18 protein-coding genes and 1 tRNA gene are annotated in these 20665 nt (G+C 64.9%); 10 read left to right on the top strand and 9 right to left on the bottom strand.

What is annotated here, in order from left to right:
* The first annotated feature begins 41 nt into the window (after positions 1 to 41).
* From K2W61_RS04955 to K2W61_RS04940, 4 genes are all read left to right on the top strand, one after another.
* Complete coding sequence (locus K2W61_RS04955) at positions 42 to 1958, top strand: PrkA family serine protein kinase (protein ID WP_419761632.1); 1917 nt, start codon at positions 42 to 44, stop codon at positions 1956 to 1958.
* 12 nt (positions 1959 to 1970) lie between these two features.
* Positions 1971 to 3230 (top strand): YeaH/YhbH family protein, encoded by a 1260-nt coding sequence (locus K2W61_RS04950; RefSeq protein WP_175134739.1) that lies wholly within the window; start codon positions 1971 to 1973, stop codon positions 3228 to 3230.
* Positions 3227 to 4777, top strand: a complete 1551-nt coding sequence (locus K2W61_RS04945) for a SpoVR family protein (protein ID WP_175141649.1) — start codon at positions 3227 to 3229, stop codon at positions 4775 to 4777. The genes K2W61_RS04950 and K2W61_RS04945 overlap by 4 nt, the downstream gene beginning before the upstream one ends.
* A 183-nt stretch (positions 4778 to 4960) precedes the next feature.
* Positions 4961 to 5051: transfer RNA gene (locus tag K2W61_RS04940), tRNA-Ser, on the top strand.
* A 162-nt stretch (positions 5052 to 5213) separates the two neighbouring features.
* Here K2W61_RS04940 and K2W61_RS04935 read toward each other — a convergent pair.
* Positions 5214 to 6071 carry a LysR family transcriptional regulator gene (locus K2W61_RS04935; RefSeq protein WP_236755135.1) on the bottom strand — a complete coding sequence of 286 codons (858 nt, stop codon included), beginning with the start codon at positions 6069 to 6071 and terminating at the stop codon, positions 5214 to 5216.
* An 84-nt stretch (positions 6072 to 6155) separates the two neighbouring features.
* On the opposite strand from K2W61_RS04935, the gene K2W61_RS04930 reads away from it, so the two are divergent.
* Together K2W61_RS04930 and K2W61_RS04925 are read left to right on the top strand one after the other, a co-directional pair.
* Entirely contained in the window at positions 6156 to 6536 is a 381-nt protein-coding gene (locus tag K2W61_RS04930; protein ID WP_236755134.1) for a tautomerase family protein, read from the top strand.
* Between the two features lie 347 nt (positions 6537 to 6883).
* The gene (locus K2W61_RS04925; protein WP_236755133.1) at positions 6884 to 7645 is read left to right on the top strand and encodes a putative nucleotide-diphospho-sugar transferase; all 762 of its coding nucleotides are present in this window, start codon (positions 6884 to 6886) and stop codon (positions 7643 to 7645) included.
* Between the two features lie 10 nt (positions 7646 to 7655).
* Here the strand turns inward: K2W61_RS04925 and K2W61_RS04920 are convergent, their stop codons facing one another.
* The 6 genes from K2W61_RS04920 to K2W61_RS04895 all read right to left on the bottom strand — a co-directional run bounded on the left by K2W61_RS04920 (position 7656) and on the right by K2W61_RS04895 (position 13448).
* A complete protein-coding gene (locus K2W61_RS04920) occupies positions 7656 to 8570 on the bottom strand; it encodes an SMP-30/gluconolactonase/LRE family protein (RefSeq protein WP_236755132.1) in 915 nt (304 codons plus the stop codon).
* A 41-nt stretch (positions 8571 to 8611) separates the two neighbouring features.
* Positions 8612 to 9445 (bottom strand): NAD-dependent epimerase/dehydratase family protein, encoded by an 834-nt coding sequence (locus K2W61_RS04915; RefSeq protein WP_236755131.1) that lies wholly within the window; start codon positions 9443 to 9445, stop codon positions 8612 to 8614.
* 29 nt (positions 9446 to 9474) lie between these two features.
* Complete coding sequence (locus K2W61_RS04910; RefSeq protein ID WP_175134745.1) at positions 9475 to 10473, bottom strand: TRAP transporter substrate-binding protein; 999 nt, start codon at positions 10471 to 10473, stop codon at positions 9475 to 9477.
* Between the two features lie 71 nt (positions 10474 to 10544).
* Positions 10545 to 11816 (bottom strand): TRAP transporter large permease, encoded by a 1272-nt coding sequence (locus K2W61_RS04905; RefSeq protein ID WP_175134746.1) that lies wholly within the window; start codon positions 11814 to 11816, stop codon positions 10545 to 10547.
* Entirely contained in the window at positions 11813 to 12403 is a 591-nt protein-coding gene (locus K2W61_RS04900) for a TRAP transporter small permease (RefSeq protein ID WP_175134747.1), read from the bottom strand. Before K2W61_RS04900 ends, K2W61_RS04905 begins: the two co-directional genes overlap by 4 nt.
* 109 nt (positions 12404 to 12512) lie before the next feature.
* Positions 12513 to 13448 (bottom strand): 3-hydroxyacyl-CoA dehydrogenase family protein, encoded by a 936-nt coding sequence (locus K2W61_RS04895; protein WP_175134748.1) that lies wholly within the window; start codon positions 13446 to 13448, stop codon positions 12513 to 12515.
* 145 nt (positions 13449 to 13593) lie between these two features.
* Here K2W61_RS04895 and K2W61_RS04890 point away from each other — a divergent pair, with 145 nt between their 5' ends.
* The 4 genes from K2W61_RS04890 (at position 13594) to K2W61_RS04875 (ending at position 17873) form a co-directional block, all read left to right on the top strand.
* Entirely contained in the window at positions 13594 to 14487 is an 894-nt protein-coding gene (locus tag K2W61_RS04890; RefSeq protein WP_175134749.1) for a LysR family transcriptional regulator, read from the top strand.
* Positions 14488 to 14609: 122 nt separating this feature from the next.
* A complete protein-coding gene (locus K2W61_RS04885; protein WP_175134750.1) occupies positions 14610 to 15260 on the top strand; it encodes a DsbA family oxidoreductase in 651 nt (216 codons plus the stop codon).
* A gap of 77 nt (positions 15261 to 15337) precedes the next feature.
* Positions 15338 to 16243: a LysR substrate-binding domain-containing protein gene (locus K2W61_RS04880; protein WP_236755130.1), complete on the top strand. Its 906-nt coding sequence runs from the start codon at positions 15338 to 15340 to the stop codon at positions 16241 to 16243.
* 151 nt (positions 16244 to 16394) lie between these two features.
* On the top strand, positions 16395 to 17873 hold the full coding sequence (locus tag K2W61_RS04875) for a glutamate-cysteine ligase family protein (protein ID WP_175141644.1): 1479 nt from the start codon (positions 16395 to 16397) through the stop codon (positions 17871 to 17873).
* A 17-nt stretch (positions 17874 to 17890) separates the two neighbouring features.
* Here the strand turns inward: K2W61_RS04875 and K2W61_RS04870 are convergent, their stop codons facing one another.
* Both K2W61_RS04870 and K2W61_RS04865 read right to left on the bottom strand, forming a co-directional pair.
* Complete coding sequence (locus K2W61_RS04870) at positions 17891 to 19681, bottom strand: patatin-like phospholipase family protein (RefSeq protein ID WP_236755129.1); 1791 nt, start codon at positions 19679 to 19681, stop codon at positions 17891 to 17893.
* A complete protein-coding gene (locus K2W61_RS04865; RefSeq protein WP_236755128.1) occupies positions 19678 to 20595 on the bottom strand; it encodes a hypothetical protein in 918 nt (305 codons plus the stop codon). Before K2W61_RS04865 ends, K2W61_RS04870 begins: the two co-directional genes overlap by 4 nt.
* Positions 20596 to 20665: the final 70 nt, after the last annotated feature.

The raw sequence follows: 20665 nt of genomic DNA, 5'->3' as shown, positions 1-20665 counted from the left end.
AATGGCTTTTTCGCGTGTTGTAGGAGGTTTCCGTGCAAAACATCGTCGAAGGCTTCAAGTCGCAGTATGCAAGAGAGCAGGAGTCAGAGCTTTCCCTCGAGGAATATCTGAACCTCGCCAAACGTGATCCGATGGCATACGCCAGCCCTGCTGAACGCATGCTGGCGGCGATTGGCGAACCTGAGATCGTGGATACGCGCAACGACCCACGTCTTTCCCGTTTGTTTTCCAACCGGACCATCCGGCGCTATCCGGCGTTCCAGGAGTTCTACGGCATGGAGGACGTGATCGGGCAGATCGTGGCGTTCTTCAAGCATGCCGCGCAGGGACTGGAAGAGCGCAAGCAAATCCTCTATCTGCTGGGACCGGTGGGCGGCGGCAAGTCGTCCATCGCCGAACGCCTCAAGGTGCTGATGGAGCGCTATCCCATCTACGCGCTCAAGGGCTCGCCCGTGAACGAGTCGCCGCTTGGCCTGTTCCATCCGGAACGGTTCGGCGACACGCTCGAAAAGGAATACGGCATTCCGCGCCGCTACCTCAGCGGCATCATGTCGCCGTGGGCGGTCAAGCGCCTGAAGGAGTTCGACGGCGATATCTCGCAATTCCGCGTGGTGCGCCTGAACCCGTCGGTGCTGCGCCAGGTGGCGATCGCCAAGACCGAGCCGGGCGACGAAAACAACCAGGACATTTCGTCGCTGGTCGGCAAGGTCGACATCCGCAAGCTCGACCGCCACTCGCAGGATGACCCGGACGCCTACAGCTATTCCGGCGGCTTGTGCCTGGCCAACCAGGGCCTGCTCGAGTTCGTTGAAATGTTCAAGGCGCCGATCAAGATGCTGCACCCGCTGCTGACGGCGACCCAGGAAGGCAACTTCAAGGGCACCGAGGGCTTCTCGGCGATTCCGTTCAACGGCTGCATCCTGGCGCACTCGAACGAGTCGGAGTGGCAGACCTTCCGCAACAACAAGCACAACGAGGCGTTCCTCGACCGTATCTATATCGTCAAGGTGCCTTACTGCCTGCAGGTGTCGGAAGAAGTCCGCATCTACGAAAAGCTGCTGCATCACAGCTCGCTGTCGACGGCGCCATGCGCGCCGGGAACGCTGGACATGATGGCGCAGTTCTCGGTGCTGACCCGGCTGAAGGAGCCGGAGAACTCCAGTATCTACTCGAAGCTGCGCGTCTATGACGGTGAAAGCCTCAAGGACGTCGACCCCAAGGCTAAGGCGCTGCAGGAGTACAAGGACTACGCGGGCACCGATGAAGGCATGAACGGCGTTTCGACGCGCTTCGCCTACAAGATCCTGTCCAGCGTCTTCAACTATGACCAGACGGAAGTGGCGGCCAATCCGGTGCACCTGATGTACGTGCTCGAACAGCGTATCGGGCGCGAGGACTATCCGGAGGAAATCCGCCGGCGCTACCTGGAGTTCATCAAGGGCTTCCTGGCGCCGCGCTATGCCGAGTTCATCGGCAAGGAAATCCAGACGGCCTACCTGGAGTCGTACTCGGAGTATGGCCAGAACATCTTCGACCGCTACGTCACGTTCGCCGACTGCTGGATCCAGGACGAGGAATTCCGCGACCCGGAAACCGGCGAGAGCTTCGACCGCAGCGCCTTGAACGATGAACTGGAGAAGATCGAGAAGCCCGCCGGCATTGCCAACCCCAAGGACTTCCGCAACGAGATCGTGAACTTCGTGCTGCGGGCGCGCGCCAACAACAATGGCCGCAACCCGACCTGGACCAGCTATGAAAAGCTGCGCGAAGTGATCGAGAAGAAGATGTTCTCGAACACGGAAGACCTGCTGCCGGTGATCTCGTTCAACGCCAAGGCATCGGCCGAGGACAAGAGCAAGCATCAGAGCTTCGTCGACCGGATGGTGGAGAAGGGCTACACGGAAAAGCAGGTCAGGCTGCTGTGCGAGTGGTATCTCCGTGTGAGGAAGTCTTCCTGAGTGAGGTGAATCATGAATTCACTGATCGATCGCCGTCTTAACGGGCGTAACAAGAGCGCCGTCAATCGGGAGCGCTTTCTGCGGCGCTACAAGGACCAGATCCGCAAGGCGGTCCACGGGATGATCCGCGACCGCTCGATCCAGGACATGGATCAGGGCGGCGAGATCAACCTGCCCGCCCGCGATATTTCCGAGCCGACCTTCCGGCACGGCGCGGGCGGCGACCGGGAAATGGTGCATCCGGGCAACCGCGAGTTCGCCAAGGGCGACACGTTCGACCGGCCTCAGGGGGGAGAAGGCCAGGGCGGGTCCGAACCCGGCGAGGGCGAGGCGGTCGATCAGTTCACCTTCAGCCTGTCGCGGGCCGAATTCCTCAACCTGTTCTTCGAAGACCTGGAACTGCCTCACCTGGCGCGCACCCAGCTGGGCGAGGTCAGCCAGAAGAAATGGCAGCGCGCCGGCTACACCACCACCGGTTCGCCCAGCATGCTCAGCATCAGCCGCACGCTGAAGTCGTCGCTGGCGCGGCGGGTGGCGCTGAGCGTGAAGGCGCGCGCCGACCTGGAAGACGCGGAAGAACGCCTGGCCAAGGCCAGGGCGGCGGGCGCGCCCGCCGATCAGATCAAGGCCCTGGAGCAGGACGTCGAGGACTGCCGCGAGCGCCTGGCGCGCGTGCCGTTCCTGGACGACCTGGACCTGCGCTACCGCAACCGCGTGTCGGTCTCGATCCCGATGGCGCGCGCGGTCATGTTCTGCCTGATGGACGTGTCCGGCTCGATGGACGAGGGCAAGAAGGACCTGGCCAAGCGCTTCTTCACGCTGCTGTACCTGTTCCTGTCGCGCAAATACGAGCACGTCGACCTGGTCTTCATCCGCCACACCGACAATGCCGAGGAAGTGGACGAGCAGACTTTCTTCTACGATCCCAAGAGCGGCGGCACGATCGTGCTGTCGGCGCTGGAGTTGATGCGCGAGATCGTCGAGAAGCGCTATCCGCCCACGGCCTGGAACGTGTATGCGGCGCAGGCCAGCGACGGCGACTCGTTCGGCGCCGACGCCGGCAAGAGCGCGCGCTTCCTGGCCGAGCACCTGCTGCCGGCCTCGCGCTACTTCGCCTATATCGAAATCCCCGACTCGCAGGAGGCGCGCAAGAGCAGCCTGTGGGCCGAGTATGAACAGAAGCTGGAGCCGCATTTCGTGATGCGGCGCATTTGCGAGCGCGGGGAAATCTATCCCGTGTTCCATGACCTGTTCAAGAAGGAAACCGCATGAATGCCATCCTGGGCGCACTCGTGGAGCCGGAATCGGCCGACAGCCCGCGGCCGTTGTCGCAAGGTTCCGAATGGACGTTCGAACTGATCCAGTCCTATGACGACGCGATCTCGCAGGTCGCGCGCGAGTACGGGCTGGACACCTATCCGAACCAGATCGAGGTCATCACCTCGGAGCAGATGCTGGACGCGTACGCGTCGGCGGGCCTGCCCATCGGTTATCCGCACTGGTCGTACGGCAAGGAGTTCATCCGCAACGAGCAGTACTACCGACGCGGCATGCAGGGCCTGGCCTACGAGATCGTGATCAACTCCAACCCCTGCATCGCGTATCTGATGGAAGAGAATTCCATGACGATGCAGGCGCTGGTGATCGCGCATGCGTGCTACGGCCACAACTCGTTCTTCAAGGGCAACTACCTGTTCCGCCAATGGACCGACGCCGATGGCGTGCTGGACTACCTGGTGTTCGCCCGCAAGTACGTGATGGATTGCGAGGATCGCTACGGCATCGACGCGGTGGAAGCGCTGCTGGATTCCTGTCACGCGCTGTCGCACCATGGGGTGGACCGCTACAAGCGGCCGACGCCGATCTCGTACAAGGAAGAGGCCGCGCGCCAGGCCGAGCGCCAGGAGCACGCCCGCCTGCAGTACAACGACCTGTGGCGCACGCTGCCGCGGCTGGAATCCGACCGGGACGAGCGCATCGCCGCGCCCGTGTTCCCACCGGAGCCGGAAGAGAACCTGCTGTATTTCATCGAGAAGTACTCGCCCAAGCTGGCGCCGTGGCAGAAGGAGCTGGTGCGCATCGTGCGCAAGGTCGCCCAGTACTTCTATCCGCAGACCCAGACCAAGGTGATGAACGAAGGCTGGGCCACGTTCTGGCACTACACCATTCTGAACCGGCTGCACGAGAAGGGCCTGGTCAACGACGGCTTCATGATGGAGTTCCTGCAGAGCCACACCAATGTCGTCAGCCAGCGCGGCTTCGACGAGCGCGGCTACGGCGGCATCAATCCGTACGCGCTGGGCTTCGCGATGATGTCGGATATCCGCCGCATCTGCGAAAAGCCCACCGATGAGGACCGCCGCTGGTTCCCCGACATCGCCGGCGGCGACTGGCTCAAGACGCTGGACTTCGCCATGCGCAACTTCAAGGACGAGTCGTTCATCTCGCAGTACTTGTCGCCGCGCCTGATCCGCGAGTTCCGCTTCTTCGCGATCTCCGATCACCAGGCCAATCCCAAGCTGGAAGTGGCCGCCATCCACGACGACGAAGGCTACCGTGACATCCGCCGCCTGTTGGCCGCGCAGCACAACCGCGACAACCAGGTGCCGGACATCCAGGTGATCCGTTTCAATCGCGACACCGACCGTTCGCTGGTGCTGCGCCACTTGAAGAGTCGCGGCCGGCCGCTGGCGGCCGAGGACGCCGAGCAGGTGATGAAGCATCTGGCGCGGTTGTGGGGGTTCCGGGTGCGGCTGGAGGAAACCGAGCCGGATGGCACGGTCAGCGCCTACCGCGAGCAGGATCCGCCGAACGCCTGAACGAGTCTGGCTGTGGTCCGGACGCGGGCGTCCGGGAGGGTCGCCGCGGGGCGGGCACGGGCGCCTGCGACAAAAAGGGGACGCAATAACGTCCCCTTTTTCTTTGCCTGCGCCGCCAATGCAGCTTTCTTGCCGATCTGCTAGAATCGCGGATTCGCATTTTCAGCAATGCGTACCGGATCAGGACAGGTGGCCGAGTGGTTGAAGGCGCACGCCTGGAAAGCGTGTATACGTCAAAAGCGTATCGGGGGTTCGAATCCCCCTCTGTCCGCCAAGATTTCCTCAGGAATGGCCCGGGGTTGCTCCTCAGCCCCCTAGCCTCAAAACCCGCATGAACATTGGTTCTGCGGGTTTTTTTGTTGCCGCGCGGGCGCCACGGGAAGCGGCGTGCGCCTTGCTCGGGCAGCCAGGCGCTGTGTGGCGCCGCTCGAACGATCTAGTTTCGCACCACGCCGCGAAAGGCCGCCGAGAGCGCGGCCAGCGCATCGCGCGCGCGGCTGTCCCTGACCCGGGTATGCAGCAGGATGGGCAGCCGCGGCAGATCCGGCAGCCCCAGCCTGGGGCCGACGTCGACCGCGCCGAACGGCACCATGCGCGCGGCAAGCGCGGCCACCCCGAGCCCGGCAATGACAGCCGCGGCGACCGTCATCACGCCGCCGCCGACGAACACTTCGGTCCAGGGTATGCCTGCCTCATCGAGCAGTTGTCCGGCCATGGCGCGCACGCCACAGGGCTCGGCCATCGTGGCCAGCGGCAGCGGCTCGTCCGCGCGATGCTGCCAGCCAGGCATGGCGAACCAGCCGAATTTCTCTTCGGCGAGCACTTCCCCGTCGCCGCGCCCCGCGTGGAAGCGAACGATCACCGTATCGAGTTCCCGGCGGTCGAAACTTTGCAGCAGCTCGCCCGAGGTTCCGATCCGGATTTCGATCAGCAGTTGCGGGTCCTGCGCGTTCATGCGCGCGATCAGCGCGGGCAGTTCCGGACCCGCCACATGGTCGCTGATGCCGATGGCAAGGCGTTGCCGCGTGCCTGCGGCGACCGAGACCGCCCGGTCGTGCGCCTCGATCAGCTTGCGCGCATGTTCGAGAAAGGTCGCGCCCTGGGCCGAAAGCTCCACGTAGCGCGGGGTTCGTTCGACCAGCCGGAAGCCCAGCCGGTCTTCAAGCCGTTTCAGCTTCAGGCTGACCGCGGCCTGCGTGGTCCGCGATGCTTCGGCGGCGCGGGTGAAGCTGCCCAGTTCCGCGATGCGGATGAAGGCTCTGACCGCTTCCAGGTCGAGGGCGCGCTTGGTCATTTCAAATCTTTATCGTTGAAATAAGAATGCATAAGTTATCAGAATAGATAATAGATGCCGGGACCACAAAGGAGGAAATTCCCTATGCCGTTCGCTCATATCTCATTGCGCTCCGGAAAGACGGAGGCCTGCAGGCAGGCCATCTTCGACGGCGTCTACCGCGCGTTGCGCGAGACGTTCGACGTGCCCGAAGATGACCAGTTCATGGTCATGACCGAGCATGAGGCCGCCAACTTCCGCTACGGGGCGACCTATCTCGATATCGCTCGAAGCGACGATCTGGTGTTCATCCAGATCACCGCGAACAACACGCGTACGTTGGAGCAGAAGAAGGCGCTGTTCCGGCGGATTGCGCAGTTGCTCAGTGAAAATCCTGGCCTGCGGCCCGAGGACGTGTTCGTGAATCTGGTCGAAGTCCTGAAGGAAAACTGGTCGCTGGGTGGCGGTCTCGCGCAATACGCCTGATCTGGCCGGCGGCGGGGCCCGCATCGCCGGGGCTTTCCTGACCCGTGACGCGAGCCTTGCCCGGAAAGCCAGTTGAAAGTTCTGTTGGGCCTGGAAAGGCGTTTCAGAGGGAAGCCGCGCGAAGAATGTTTCAGCGTGGCGATTTGGATTTCGACTGATTGCAATAGCATCGACGCTGATCGCGTCGATTCATAAACTCCGCCTGCGCTTCGATCCCGCGCCCGTATCGCCCGACCATCGAGCGTCGCGTTACGGCGGGAGGAGCGTTGTGCGAGCCTGCCGCCGCGCTGTCGATATGACATTGCCGGTACGCCCGCTTTACCTGATCTTGAGAAGCGTGGCGCATCATGTTCGATTGGTTTCGACGCAAGTGGTTCGGCTGGTCCGCGGAGCAGACGCGGATGGTGCCGAGCTTTCCCGGGCCCGACCAGGTGGAGCCGGGCGGACGGCGAGGCAGCGCCACCGGCATGGTGGTGGCGTTTTTCACCCGCGACAGCATTTACGAGACGGAAAAGAACCGCCTGCTGCGCTCGGCGCAGAGGCTGGGGCTTGCGGTCGACGCCGAGCCGATCGAATCCACCGGGTCCTGGGTGCGCAACGCGTCCATGAAGCCGTCGGTGCTGGTCGCCATGCGCAGGAAGCACATCGGGCCGCTACTGTATGTCGACGTGGACGCGGTATTCCATCGCGATCCGTGGCCGGCGCTGGCCGCGCTGGATTGCGATATCGCCGCCTATCATGAACCCGAGGGGCACTTGCTGAGCGGCACGCTGTTCATCAACCATACGCCGGCCGCCGCCGAGCTGCTGCAGGCGTGGGCGCAGGCCTGCGCGGACAATCCCGACGAATGGGATCAGGTGGTGCTGGAGCGCCTGCTTGCCAGCGATGCCGCGTCCGCCGCGCCACGCTATCGGCAGGCGCGGTTGCCGGTTGCCTATTGCTGGATCTTCGACAAGACCGACAACGCGCCGTGCGATGAGGTTTTCATCGAGCACCTGCAGGCCAGCCGGGAAGCCAAGCAGCGCAAGCGCATTTTCGGCCGGCCGGTGCGCGCGGTGCGGCGGCGCCGCGACCGGGTGCGCGCGATCGAGCGGATCCTGTTTGAATGAAAGGGCGCGGTCAGACGCCGGAATACATGACACGTCCCGCAATCGGCATCGGCGCCCGCAGGATCGAGCCCGATTCGGATTCAGTGATGTATAGCGTCTTGCGGTCCGGGCCGCCGAAGGCGACGTTGGTCGTCAATGCGCCCAAGGGCGAATTGATGCGCAGCATGGGTTCGCCACGGTGGCTGAACAACCAGACCGCGCCCAACCCCACGTGCGCCACCGCCAGGTTGCCTGCCTCGTCGATGGCCAGGCCGTCGGGGCCGCCTCCGCCGGACATCTGGATGAAGGTGCCGACCTTGGTCACCTTGCCCTCCCGGGTCAGCGGCACGCGCCAGATGGCATTGGCGCGCGTGACCGCGACATACAGGGTCGATTCGCCGGGATCCAGCACCAGGCCATTGGGGCTGGGGATATTGTCCAGCAGGCAGTCGATCTGCCCGTCGGCGCGACGCCGGAAGACCCGGCCTGTCTGGTCATGCCACCCGGTCAGGCCCTGATCGGTGAAGTACAGGTCGCCATTGGAGGCGAATACCAGGTCGTTGACCGCCTTGAGGCGTTCGAGGTGGATCCGCTCGAGCACCGGCTTGACCGAGCCGGTCTGCGGATCGAGCAACATGATGCCCCGGGCATAGTCCGCGATGAAGATGCGGCCGTCCTGATGGATCTTCAGGCCGTTGGGCTCGCCATCGTATTCGGCGATCAGCTCGAACCGGCCTTGCGGGTCGACCCGGAACACGCGGCCCCAGGGCACGTCCACGCAATATAGGCGGCCCTGGGCATCGAAGGAGGGGCCCTCCAGCAACGAGTGCGGCGGTTGGTTGCCGGGTTGATAGCGATGCCATTCCGAGGTGCCTTCCGGTTTGCGGAAGACGTCGGGCAGGCGGGCAAAGACTTCGGCTTCAATGGCTGGCGGTGCGGCGTACATGGCTTCCCTGTGGCAACGGATGAAGGGGGCTGGGCGAGGTTTCAGGAGATCCGTTCGGTGGTGCCGACGAACTCCAGCGGGCAGTAGAAGCCGCCATGGAACTGGGCGGCGATCGGGTCCTCGGGGATGTCCCTGGCCAGGATCTCCGCGGCGAATACCTCGGAGTCGTCCTGCGGCTGGTAGCCCAGGAATTTCACATGGCTGTTGTCCCAGCGGTTGCGCAGGTTGTTCGACACGCCATAGATCACCACGAAGTGGTACGACGCGTGTTCGATGCAGCGTTGCGCCAGTTGGGCCATGTCGCGGTGGCTCAGCCAGGTCAGCAGTTGCCGGGCCTCGCTCGGGTGGTCGGGCGTGCGGAACGTGCCGATGCGCAGGCAGGCGACCGACATGCCGTACTTGTCGGCATACATTCTGCCCAGCGCCTCGCCGAAGACCTTCGACACGCCATAGAGGGAGTCGGGCCGGGGCTCCACGGTATTGTCGAGAAAGCGTTCGCGTCGATGGTAGCCGACGGCATGGTTCGAGCTGGCGAAGATGACGCGGGGCACATGCTGCCGGCGGGCGGCTTCGAACACGTTGTAGCACCCGTCGATGTTCATCGGCAGGATCTTGTCCCAGGTGTCCACGCCCGGGATGCCGGCGAGGTGGATGACGCAGTCGATGCCTTCCATGCAGCGCTCGACGGATGCCATGTCGCGCACGTCGAGCGTGCAGATTTCCTCGCCCGCCTGGGCGGGCTCCTGTTCGGCAATGTCGGCCAGGCGCAGCAAGGCATAGCGACCGCGCAGCTGGGTGCGCAGGCATTTGCCGATGTTGCCGGCCGCGCCGGTGATTAGTACCCGCAGGTTCTCTGGTTCGGCGAAGCTGGTCATCTTCATTCCTGTGTCGGTTCCGGGAAGGTTCACGGGTTGGCCTTGGCTTTGGCCTTGGCAGCCATCACGGCGTCATAGAGCGCCTGGCCGTTCGGGGCCTGCCCGACGAGTTTTTGTACCACCGGGCGGGTCGCCAGCACCAGCGAATCGAGATCGCTCGGGTAGACCACGGTCACGCCTTTTTCCGCCATGGTCTTCATGCCTTCGTCATAGACCTTCTTGTAGTAGTCGCGGGCGTAGGCCATGGCTTCGTCGGCGGCGGCCTTGACCATTTTCTGTTCGTCAGCGGAAAGCGCGTCCCAGCGCGTCTTGGACATGACCAGCAGGGCAGGATGGATGTTGATATGCGTCATGTTGAAGTACTTGGACACCTCGATGAACTTGTCGGACACGAACTGGTCGGGTGTCGTTTCACCGCCATCGATGACCTTCTGCTGCAGGGCCAGGTACAGCTCGGAGTAGGCCATCGGGGTGGCTTGCGCGCCCAGCGTCTTGTAGCTCTCGACATAGCCGGGCGACTGGATGACGCGGATCTTCATGCCCTTCAGATCGGCCGCGGTGTTGATGGCGCGGTCGCCGAAGACGTTGCGCTCGATGGCCGAGAACCAGCCCAGGCCGACCAGGCCATACTTGGGCAGGATGTCCATGAACTTGTCACCGACCGGTCCTGCCAGGATTTCGTTGGCTTGCTGGACGTTGTCGAACAGGAAGGGCACGTCGAAGACCAGGAATTCCTTCACCACGTTGTTCAGCGCCGGCTGGCCGGTCACGAACAGGTCGGTGGCGCCGGCCACCGCGCCCTGGATCATGGTGATTTCGCCGCCCAGCTGCGAATGCGGGAACACCGTGACGGTGATCTTGCCGTTGGACTTCTCTTTCAGGATGTCGGCGAATTTCTGCGTGCCGACGTGGAACGGGCTGTCCGTGGTGAGCGTGTGGCCCACGTCCATGTTCAGGGCGTGCGACGCGGTGGACAGCAGCAGCAGGCTCGCGGCACCAATGCCGAGAATGGTCTTGATCAGGCGCATGTTTTGTCTCCTGGATGATTCTGGTTTTGTTATTTCGATTCAGGCCGGGCGCGGGCGCCCGGCGTTGCGACCTACAGAAACGCCGTACTGATGGCGGGAATGTAAGAGATGATGAGGATGTCGATGATCAGGACCGCGAGGAACAAGAGCAGGTAGCGGGCCAGTTCATGCATCTTCAGTTGAGCGACTTCGCACACCACGAACAGGTTCACGCCCACCGGGGGCGTCACCATGCCCACGGCGAGGTTGGTGATGACGATCATGCCGAAGTGGAAGGGGTCGATGCCAAAGCTCACGCTGATGGGGGCAAGGATCGGAACGATGATCAGGATCGCGGCCAGTGCCTCGATGAACATGCCGACGATGAACAGCATGCCGTTCACCAGCAGCAGGAAGGCGATGGGGCTGGTGGTGACCGATCCGAGCATGGCGGCCACGCGTTGCGGCACCTGGTTGATCGTCAGCAGATAGGCGAAAACCGCGGCAAAGGCGACGATCAGCAGGATGATCGCGGACATCACGGCGGCCCGGCCGAAGATGCCCAGCAGGTTCCTGGGCGTGATTTCCTTGTAGACGAACATTCCCAGCACCAGGCCGTACAGCACCGCCACGCAAGAAGCTTCGGTCGGCGTGAACAGCCCGCCGTAGATGCCGCCCAGGATGATGACGGGCATCATCAGCGCCAGGGTTGCGTCCCGCAGGGCCGCCACAACGCCCCGGGTCCAGTTTTTCAGGCTGACCGTGCGCACCTCGTCGCAGCCCTTGATGCTGGCAATGACGCAGACCGTCAGGATCAGTGACAACGCAATCAGCAAGCCGGGAAGGATCCCCGCGATGAACAGCGCGCCGACCGAGACATTGGCCGTCAGTGCATAGACCACCATCGGAATCGAGGGCGGAATGATGGCGCCAAGTTCGCCCGACGACGCGGCGATGGAGGCCGCGAACGAGCGGGGATAGCCCTTTTTTTCCATTTCCGGGATCAGCACGGAGCCGATCGCGGCGGTGGTGGCCGACGACGACCCGGATACCGTGGCGAACAACAGGGACGTCAGCACCGCAACGGCGCCCAGGCCGCCCCGGATCCAGCCGACGAAGGCGTTGGCCAGCTGCACCAGCCGGCGCGCGACGCCGCCGGACTGCATCAGATGGCCCGCGAGGATGAAGAACGGCACCGCCATCAGGCTGAACGAATCCAGCGACTGGAACGCCATCTGCGCCACGATCAACAGCGACTTGTCGCCCGACTGCAAGGCCATGGCCGCCGACAGCCCCAAGGCCGTCATGATGGGCGCACCGATCAGCATGATCGCGAAAAAGGAGACGCCTAGTACCAGGATCATAATGCCCCCTCGACACTGCTCTTGATTTCCATCGCCTCTTCCATTTCCGCCGACTCGCGCAGCGGCGACGGCGCGTCCAGCAGTTCCCTCGCGGCATTCGTAAGCGTGTTGGCGCACATGAGCAGGCAGCCGATCGCCATCAACGCATAGACATACGCCATGGGCATTTCCATTGCGGGAGACCATTGCTTCAGCCCGAGTTCGATCAGCCGAACGGATTTCCAGACCAGCAGCATGGCCAGCGCCAGGGTCAGCAGGTGGGACACCAGCCGCAGCCAGCGGGCCAGCCGCCTGGGAACCAGGCTGACGAAGATGTCGACGCCGATGAGCCGCAGGTGGTAGGCGGCGGCCGCGCCGCCGATGAAGACGCTGCCGACCATCAGATAGCGCGCAAGCTCTTCGGCCCATGGTGTCGTCAGCGGGATGCCGGTGTAGGTGTAGAGCAGCCGCGCGAAAACGGATACCGAAATGGCAATGAGCATGCCCAGAAGGAACAGGCCGGCGCACTTTTCCGCCAGGTTGTTGATGGCGAGCATGGTGCGTTGCAGTGCCAGGAATTTCTCGTGGGAGGCGCAGCGTTCGCTCATAAGGCCTCCCCGGTCTGGTGGTGTGGTGTCATCAAGTCTCCCCTTGGTGGTGGTCGGTATTGCCAACGGTTGTTTTTTTTAGGTTGGCGCATCGGTCTTGCGCGCGGCGTCAGCGATGGTTCTCCTCATCGGCAAGGATGCGGGCGGCCTTGCGCAGCGCGGTTTCGTAGCGCTGCTGCTCGATGGCGACCTGCTCGGGCGTCCATTGGTAGAACCCGCGCAGGCTGGCCGATTTGACGCCGATGTCACCGTCGTCCACCAGCTTGCGCATGTAGGCGCTGGGCGCCTGGTCGGTGCGCAGGTACGGGTACATCGTGGTGGCGGCGGCGCAATGGATGTCGATGCCTGCCAGGTCCTTTTGCAGCAACGGGCCGGCGGCGATGTAGCGGAATCCAAAGCCGTAGCGAACCGCGGCGTCGACGTCCTCGGCCGAGGCGAAATCTTCTTCGACCAGGGCGATGGCTTCGCGCATCAAGGCATGCTGGATCCGGTTGGCGAGAAAGCCGGGAATATCGCGCTTGACGCGGATGGGCTTCTTGCCGACGCCGCGCATGATGTCGCTGACCTGCCGGGCGATTCCGGGGTCGGAAACGGCGCTGCTTACCACTTCGACCGCCGGCACCAGATGCGCGGGCATGAAGAAGTGCAGCCCCAGCATCCGGCGCTGCGTGGAGAGGTCCGCGCCGATCCGGCTGATGGGGAAACTGGAGGAGTTGCTGGTCAGCGGCGTCGGGGCCGGACACAGGGCTTCGAGTTCGGCGAAGACGGCCTGCTTGAGCGCCAGATCCTCGAACACGCATTCAATGACGATGTCGACGCCGTTCCAGTCGATATCGGCCAGCGTGCCGTGCACGACAAGCGACTCTGCGTCGCCTTCGGCGCCTAGCGCCTGTCGGGCCGCCCGCACTTTCGCGGGTACGGCACGGCGGGCCGCCGTTGCCGATTCGGCCACATGGACACGCCACCCCGCCACGTCGAACATGGCGGCGATCGCGCATCCCATGGTGCCACCGCCCACCACAACCACCTTGCTGATGTTGGACATCTCTTTCCCCGTATTAAGGCTTGGTCAAGTGCTGGGGCACAATTTACCGAGGTGCTTGTGATTGGTAAAATTCAAATAAACGAATAGAGTTTTCAAAAAAACAAATAACTCGCCGGCCACTGAATTCAATGGGGAGATTTCGTTAATGCTCGGCGATCTCAAGCAGTTGCGTGCATTTCTTGCCATTGCGCGCCTTGGCAATTTCACGCGCGCCGCATACGAACTGAACATTTCCCAGTCGGCGCTGACGATCCAGATCCAGCAGCTCGAGACACACTTGCGGACGCAGTTGTTTGATCGCAACCGCAGAAGCGTCAATCTCACGCCTCAGGGCCAGGAGCTTTTCTCCCGCATCGAACGCCTGGTCGTGGAAATCGAAGACCTGGTCACTTACGCCCGGGATGCGAACGATCCGGATCGCGGCACGGTGACCGTCGCGGCCTTGCCGTCGGTAGCCGCTGGCCTGTTGCCTCGCGCGATTCACCGGCTGAACCGTGAATACCCGCGTATCACCGTGCGCATACGCGACACCGTCGCGGCCCGCCTGACCTACCTGATCCGCAATGGCGAGGTGGATTTCGGCGTGGGCAGCCCGGTCAAGCGCGACCAGGAACTGGTGTGGGAAAAGTTGATGACCGACCGCTTCTGCGCCTTCGTCGCGCCCGACTATCCGTGGACCACGCGCGACAGCGTGACGCTCAGGGAACTGGCCGGGCCGCCGCTGATTCTGCCGGTCAGGGAAAGCAGCATCCGCATGCATATCGAAGCCGCGGCCGACAAGCACCGGATCTCGCTGCCGGCGGCCTACGAGGCCGTCTACAACTCGACCATCATGGCGATGGCGGCCCAGGGGCTGGGGGTAGCCGTGCTTTCCGAACTGGTGGTGCGCAGCGGCGATGCCAACCGCCTGCGCCGCATTTCGATCGAGGACCCGCCGCTGTACCGGTTCATCGGTATCCTGCGGCGGGCGGGCCGTTCGTTGTCGCGGCCGGCGGAGTTACTGATTGATGCCTTGCGGACGGTTGCCGGCGGGGATTGAGCCGCTGTGGCCGGCGTGGGGGGCGTTCGCTGCCGGCTTCCTGAATCCCTGGCGGGCCCAGGGCTTTTGCATGGCCGCGTGCCGCCATGTTCTACGCTAACCCTCTGTCCCCGGAGATTGTCATGTCCAAGATCACCATCGATTTCGTTTCCGACGTTGCCTGTCCCTGGTGCGCGGTTGGCCTGGGCGGCCTGCTGGCCGCCATCGACCGCGTGCGCGATGAGGCCGAGGTCGAGCTGCATTTCCAGCCGTTCGAACTGAACCCCGATATGCCCGGCGGCGGACAGAACACCATCGAGCGGTTGATGGCGAAGTATGGTTACAGTCGCGAGCAGGTGCAGGCCAACCGCAAAGTGATCAGCGAGCGGGCGGCGGCCGTCGGCATGCGCATGCGCATGGCGGACGACAACCGGTCGTTCAATACCTTTGACGCGCATCGCCTGCTGCATTGGGCCGGCCTGGAAGGCCAGGGCAGCCAGACGGCGCTGAAAAAGCGCCTGCTGGAGACCTATCATTACGACAACCAGGACACCAGCGATGTCGAGGTGCTGGTGCAGGCGGCGGCCGATGCCGGCCTGGACGCGGCCGAGGCGCGCGCGGTGCTGGCGTCGGGCCGCTATGCCGAAGCGGTGCGCAAGGAAGAGGCCGTGTGGCGCGACCGGGGCATCACTTCGGTGCCGTCGGTGATCCTTAACGGCAAGTACCTGGTCTCGGGCGGTCAACCGCCCGACGTGTTCGAGCAGGCGCTGCGCCAGGTGGCGCGCGAGGGCTGAGACGCCCGCGCCGCGTGGCGGCCGGAAGACATATTTTTCGGTATAGGCTATGCAGATTTGCCATACACTGCGCAACCATGAGCCGACCGCTGAATTTCCGTCAGATCGAAGCCTTCCATGCGGTAATGCTGGCCGGCACCACTACCGGCGCGGCGCAGATGCTGCGCACCACGCAACCGTCGATCAGCCGCCTGCTGGCGCAGGCGCAGCAGGCCAGCGGCCTGAAACTGTTCGATATGGAGCGCGGCCGCCTGCGGCCGACCCGCGAAGCCAAGGACCTGTTCGACACGGTCAAGCGGCACTTCGTCGGCCTGGAACGCATCGAGGATCGCGTCGCCGCCATGCGCCGCAGCGGCAGCGGCGTATTGCGGCTGGCCTGCACGCCGGCGCTGGGCCTGGGCATGCTGCCGGGCGCGGTCGAGGAATTCGCGCAACGTTATCCCGACGTGCACATCAACATGCAGACGGTGGGCAGCCAATATCTGCGCGAGGGCCTGCTGCACGGCACCTATGACGTCGTGGTGACGACGGTGCCGCTGGACGGCGCGCACCTGGCGCTGCAGAGCCTGCACGAGAGCGCGGCGGTCTGCGTGATGCGGCCGGATCATCCGCTTGCCACCCTGCCGGCCATCGGTATTTCCGACCTGAACGAGCGCCGCCTGCTGGTGTTGAACGCCGACGACGATGTCTATCTGCAGTTGCGCGGCGAGATGCTGGCGCATCATGTGCAGCCGGCGTCCGAGATCGAGACCACCTATTCCTCGACGATCTGCGCGCTGGCCGCGGCGGGCACGGGCCTGGGGATCGTCAATCCTTACATTGCCGAGGTCTTCGCGCAGCAACTGGCGATCCGGCCGTTCTCTCCCAGGCTGCCGGTGCGGGTCTGCATGGCCTATCCGGCGCAGACGGCGCCGTCGGTTGTGACCGAGACCTTTGTGGAAATCCTGACGCGGCGTTTCCAGGGCATGGCGAACCTTGTCTGAGCCGGCGCCGCGCCCGCGCGGAACGCGGACCCGTGCCGTGTTACTAATCCCTCATTGTGCAGATTGCTCCAGGAGTTCTACCCGCCATGTCCGCCGTCTTTGTCCGAGTCCGTAAGCGCCATGCCGCCGCGCACCCCGCGGGAGCGGCGCGATGACGCCGCGCGCCGGGCAGACGCTGGGACTGGAGATGGAAATGGCGGTGGCGCGGCGCGACAGCGGCGCCAGCCACCTGGTGGGAGGCTATTTCGAGTCGCTCGCCGCCATCAAGGCCGCGCGCGGGGAAGCCCCCCAAGTGGCGCGCATTGGCGAGCGCGCCGTCAGTGTGTCGGTCGCGGCCGGCGAGAGCGGGCTGGACAATGGTTTCAACCTGCTGGAAACCGCGTTCGCGCCGGTGTCCGAGACGCAGGGCGGCCTGGCGGAACTGGCGCGGCGCGCCAGCCGCGAATTGCGCGATGCCTGCGATGCGCTGGCCGGCGAGGACGCGCTATTGCTGAACGCCTCGGAACACCCGGATTGCACCCTGGATCCGCGCTGGTATGCGGCGGCGCACGTGCCGCGTCCGATCTACCGCGAGCTGGTTGGCCACCGGGAATGGCTGCATCGCGTCGGCATCGACGCCAAGGCCCAGAACAGTCCCTGCACATCGGTGGCGGTCGGGCAGGCCGCGCGGGCGTTGAACGTGGTGCTGGCACTGGCCCCCGCCAGCATTGCGCTGTTTGCCAACAGCCCGCTGGAGAACGGCCGCGTCACCGGGTTGAAGGAAAACCGACTGACGGTATGGGACCGCATGTTCCGCCATTCGCGCTATGCCGGCGATCACTATCTGCAGCGCTTGCCTGAACGTCCGTTCGTGGACCTGGGCGACTATTTCCGCTGGATGTTCGCGCCGGGCACGGCCAGCCGCTGCCTGCCGCTGGCGGCGGACGAAGGCTACAAGTCCGCCACCGGCGTATACCTGAGCGGGGCGCCGTCGCTGGCGGCATTCCTGGCCTCCGATGGCTGGCGCGGGCGGCGTTCGGATACCGGCGAATGGGTGACGGTCGCGCCGCAGGGCGGGCATTTCGAGTATTCGCAGTTCGCGCATTTTCTCGATGCGCGCTGGCGCTACCGGCTGGCGGCGCCGCTGCCGCTGGAGGCGCTGCGCGAGGCCTGGCGTCAGCCGGGCGGCATCGAGGACCTATATGAACGCCTGGGCGCCAGCGGCTATATCGAGGGCCGCGCGCCGGGGGCGGGGTTCGCCGACGCGCAGCTGTTGGACGAGGCCGGCGCGCAGGTGGCGGCCACGCGGGTGATGGCGCCGTCCGCCGTGCAGTTGGGGCTGATGCGCAACCTGTCGCAGGCCGAGGATCTGCTGCGGTCATGGGGGTGGCTGCGGTTGCGCGCCATGCGCGCCGATGCGATCCGCGATGCGCTGCACGATGCCGCCGTGCTCGACCTGGCCACCGAGGTGCTGGCGGTGGCCGAGGCCGGGCTGGCGCCGCATGAGCGCCATTGGCTGGCCTATGCGAACTATGCCGTGGAGGCGCGCAGCACCGGCGCGGACCGCCTGCTGCGCTTGTGGCGCGAACACGCGGGCGCTTCCGACCGGCTGGCGCGGGTGTGCCGCGCCAGGGCCGTGCTGCCGCTCTGAGCGTCAGGCGGGCGCGCTCAGACGCGCAGCATCGGATTCGGTCCGGGCGCCTGATCCGCATCCAGCAGGGCCAGCAGTTGCTGTTGCGGACCATCCAGCGCCGGGCCGCTGCGCAGCGCCTGCTTTTCGTCGTCGGTCAGCAGACCGGCCAGCTCCTCCAGGTTGTCGCATTCCATGGCGTAGGCCTGCTGGGTCCGGGCATCGATCTGTTCCAGCGACTTCCAGGCCGACAGCATATGGGCCTGGTGCTGGGTCTCGTCGCTGATGCTCGAGGTCAGCGTGCCGATGCTGCCATGGAACACGGGCAGCGCATTGGGCCCGGCGTCGCGGATCTTGACCCGGTCCGCCACGCCGGTGGCGGCCTGATCGGGATGGCTGGTGATCAGATTGACGAAGAATGACTTGATCTTGCCCAGCACGCCGGGCTCGGGCCGCTGCGGCGGACCGCCGTGCATGATCTGGTAGGCCTTGCCGTTCTGGTCGAAGGTCAGCAGCAGGGTGCGGGCCTGCGTCTGCGCCAGCGCCTCGCCGGTCAGCGCGGTCGGCACGCCCTGGGCATTGGCCGGGTGGGTGAAGACTTCGGAGGGCATGTTGCTGCCGATGCCGCCGTCGGCGTAGACCTTCCTGCCTTGATCGGGACTTTCCATCGCCACCGCCTTGAAGGCGACTGGAAAGGCCATGGAAATGCGCGCGGCATATGCCACCGGCATGTCTGGCGTGGTCTCGGCGCTGAAGTACTCTTCGCGTTGGTCGGTCTTGTTCCAGCCGGTAAGGGTGAGCTGCTTGAATTTCTCCGGCGCCAGCTGGTTCAGCAGCTTGAGGTCGCCGAACGTGATCATGTTGTCTTTGTGGGCCTGGTCCAGGTCGGGCAACTGCTGCAGGGTGGTCAGGCGCTCGAGCTGCCGCCCGTCCAGCTGCCCGCGGTCGGCCAGCGCCACCAGCTTGTCCTGGAAGGCCTCGGTATTCCAGTGCGCCGACAGATAGCTTTGCACGCTATGCATGGTGGCCTGGTCCACCGCTTTGAGCGAGTTGACGGCCGGCGCCAGGCCGCCCTCCAGCTGCAGATCCGGGTAGACGCGCGCCAGGTCGCCGCCGCCGCGCAGCGCATCCAGCACGCCCGGCCGGAACAGCGTTTCGGCCGGGCCTTTTTCGAATTGGGCCGCGCTCAGGCCGGCGGCCAGGCAGGTTGCGGTAAGCGCGCCCGCCGACGAGCCGGCCAGGTGCTTGACGCCGGCCAGCATGCCGGCCTTTTCCATCTGGTCCAGTCCCGCGCTGTAACCGATGCCCTTGGCGCCGCCGCCGCGCAGCACCATGTTCTCAAGCTGCGGCGCGGGGCGGATGACGACGAACTTGTTGCCGCGCGGAATGATCTGCGGCCGCGTGTCCACCGGAGCCAGGTTGGACAGCAGTTCGGAGCGGGCCGCGTCGACCTTGAGGCGATCCAGCGCCATCGCCGCCTGCTTGCCGGCGGACTTCATGGCGCTGGCGAAGTCCTTGCCGTCGACCGAGCCGTCTTCCTTGCGCGGCAAGGCGTCGAAGGTGCGCTGGACGATGGCGTCGAACCGGGTCTGCACGTCACTGGCGAAATGCTCGATGCCCTTGGGGCCCATCATGTTGGCGAGGGCGCTGGTCTCCTGCTCGAAATACTGCTGGAACGATTGCCGGGCCGCGTCCAGGTGCGCGCCGTCGCGGTCGGGCGTGACGAACAGCCCCTTGAGCTGGCCCAGCAATGAAGTGGGGGGCTGCGCGGGCGGCTGCCAGACGGTGGCGGCGGCACTGTTCTGGATGGCGCTGGAGATATTGTTCATGCCAGGGCTCCCGGAAGCGGGGCGCCGCTGGCGGCGGCGGGGGCGCCATACGAGATCTGCGCGCCTTCGAGCGCCAGGCCACGCACCAGCGCGCGGGTGTCGAGCGCTTGCGTGACCTGGTACTGCAACCAGCGTGGCCAGGTTTCCTCATCGAGCCGTTCGAGCCCGATGCGACCGGTGGCGGTGATGAACTGGCGGCTGTCCAGGCCGACCGCGTAGGCATGGCCGCGTAACGCGTTCTGGTTGATCAGCAAGGCGCTTTTGATGACGGCGCGGCGCAGCGAGCCTTGCAGGGCGGCGGCATCGTGCAGGAAGAAGTCCGTCACCAGCAGCCGGTTGGAGGGATGCAGCGTGACGCGGCCGGGCAGGTCGTCAAACAGCAGGTCGAACTGGCGCGCGCCGGCCGGCAGCGTTTCCAGCCCGCAGGCCCGGGCCAGGCGGGCCAGGTCGCGCTCGGCCTGGCGGGCGTCGCCCTGCGGGCCGCGCGGCAAAGGCGGGATGGACGGCGCGGTCTGCGGCGCATCGTGGTGCAGGCTGTCCAGCGTTCGCAGCAGGTGCTCGGCGATGTCGTGCAGCGCCTGCGCATCGCAGGGCGTAAACAGCGGCAGGCTGAGGCTGGGTCCCAATTCCGGAGAGATGCCGCCGATCAGGCCGGCGGCCAGGCGCGTATCGAAGCTGCGGCGCAACAGCGCCTCGCCCTGCGGGTCGTCGAAGCCGGGGGCATCGCCGAAGGCATGGCGCCAGGCGCTGAGCACGACGCTGCCGTCCTGCGCATTGCGCGTCATGCCGATCTGGTGGTGTTCGTCCAGCGGCACCGCCCATTGCGCCGGCGATTGCGTGTCGCCCGCGTGGAAATGCGCGTCCGTGTACTGCGCGGCGGCCTGCGCGATGTCGAAGAGGGAGTTGAGCGCCATGATGAACTCGCGAAGTGGGAATCACGCCTTGAGTAACAGCAGGCCGCCCGCGGGTTCCCTGCCGACGCTT

Origin of the sequence: Achromobacter pulmonis (assembly GCF_021733725.1) — a bacterium.
Lineage (GTDB): Bacteria > Pseudomonadota > Gammaproteobacteria > Burkholderiales > Burkholderiaceae_B > Achromobacter > Achromobacter pulmonis.
The sequence above is the reverse complement of the archived record's forward strand: the minus strand, read 5'-3'. Positions and strand labels throughout refer to the sequence as shown.

Bases quoted from the DNA above. Each gene is read 5' to 3' on its own strand.
- K2W61_RS04950 (WP_175134739.1), top strand. From the start codon at position 1,971: ATGAATTCACTGATCGATCGCCGTCTTAACGGGCGTAACAAGAGCGCC.
- K2W61_RS04945 (WP_175141649.1), top strand. From the start codon at position 3,227: ATGAATGCCATCCTGGGCGCACTCGTGGAGCCGGAATCGGCCGACAGC.
- K2W61_RS04935 (WP_236755135.1), bottom strand. From the start codon at position 6,071: ATGACCAAGCGCGCCCTCGACCTGGAAGCGGTCAGAGCCTTCATCCGC.
- K2W61_RS04930 (WP_236755134.1), top strand. From the start codon at position 6,156: ATGCCGTTCGCTCATATCTCATTGCGCTCCGGAAAGACGGAGGCCTGC.
- K2W61_RS04925 (WP_236755133.1), top strand. From the start codon at position 6,884: ATGTTCGATTGGTTTCGACGCAAGTGGTTCGGCTGGTCCGCGGAGCAG.
- K2W61_RS04920 (WP_236755132.1), bottom strand. From the start codon at position 8,570: ATGTACGCCGCACCGCCAGCCATTGAAGCCGAAGTCTTTGCCCGCCTG.
- K2W61_RS04915 (WP_236755131.1), bottom strand. From the start codon at position 9,445: ATGACCAGCTTCGCCGAACCAGAGAACCTGCGGGTACTAATCACCGGC.
- K2W61_RS04910 (WP_175134745.1), bottom strand. From the start codon at position 10,473: ATGCGCCTGATCAAGACCATTCTCGGCATTGGTGCCGCGAGCCTGCTG.
- K2W61_RS04905 (WP_175134746.1), bottom strand. From the start codon at position 11,816: ATGATCCTGGTACTAGGCGTCTCCTTTTTCGCGATCATGCTGATCGGT.
- K2W61_RS04900 (WP_175134747.1), bottom strand. From the start codon at position 12,403: ATGAGCGAACGCTGCGCCTCCCACGAGAAATTCCTGGCACTGCAACGC.
- K2W61_RS04895 (WP_175134748.1), bottom strand. From the start codon at position 13,448: ATGTCCAACATCAGCAAGGTGGTTGTGGTGGGCGGTGGCACCATGGGA.
- K2W61_RS04890 (WP_175134749.1), top strand. From the start codon at position 13,594: ATGCTCGGCGATCTCAAGCAGTTGCGTGCATTTCTTGCCATTGCGCGC.
- K2W61_RS04885 (WP_175134750.1), top strand. From the start codon at position 14,610: ATGTCCAAGATCACCATCGATTTCGTTTCCGACGTTGCCTGTCCCTGG.
- K2W61_RS04880 (WP_236755130.1), top strand. From the start codon at position 15,338: ATGAGCCGACCGCTGAATTTCCGTCAGATCGAAGCCTTCCATGCGGTA.
- K2W61_RS04875 (WP_175141644.1), top strand. From the start codon at position 16,395: ATGACGCCGCGCGCCGGGCAGACGCTGGGACTGGAGATGGAAATGGCG.
- K2W61_RS04870 (WP_236755129.1), bottom strand. From the start codon at position 19,681: ATGAACAATATCTCCAGCGCCATCCAGAACAGTGCCGCCGCCACCGTC.
- K2W61_RS04865 (WP_236755128.1), bottom strand. From the start codon at position 20,595: ATGGCGCTCAACTCCCTCTTCGACATCGCGCAGGCCGCCGCGCAGTAC.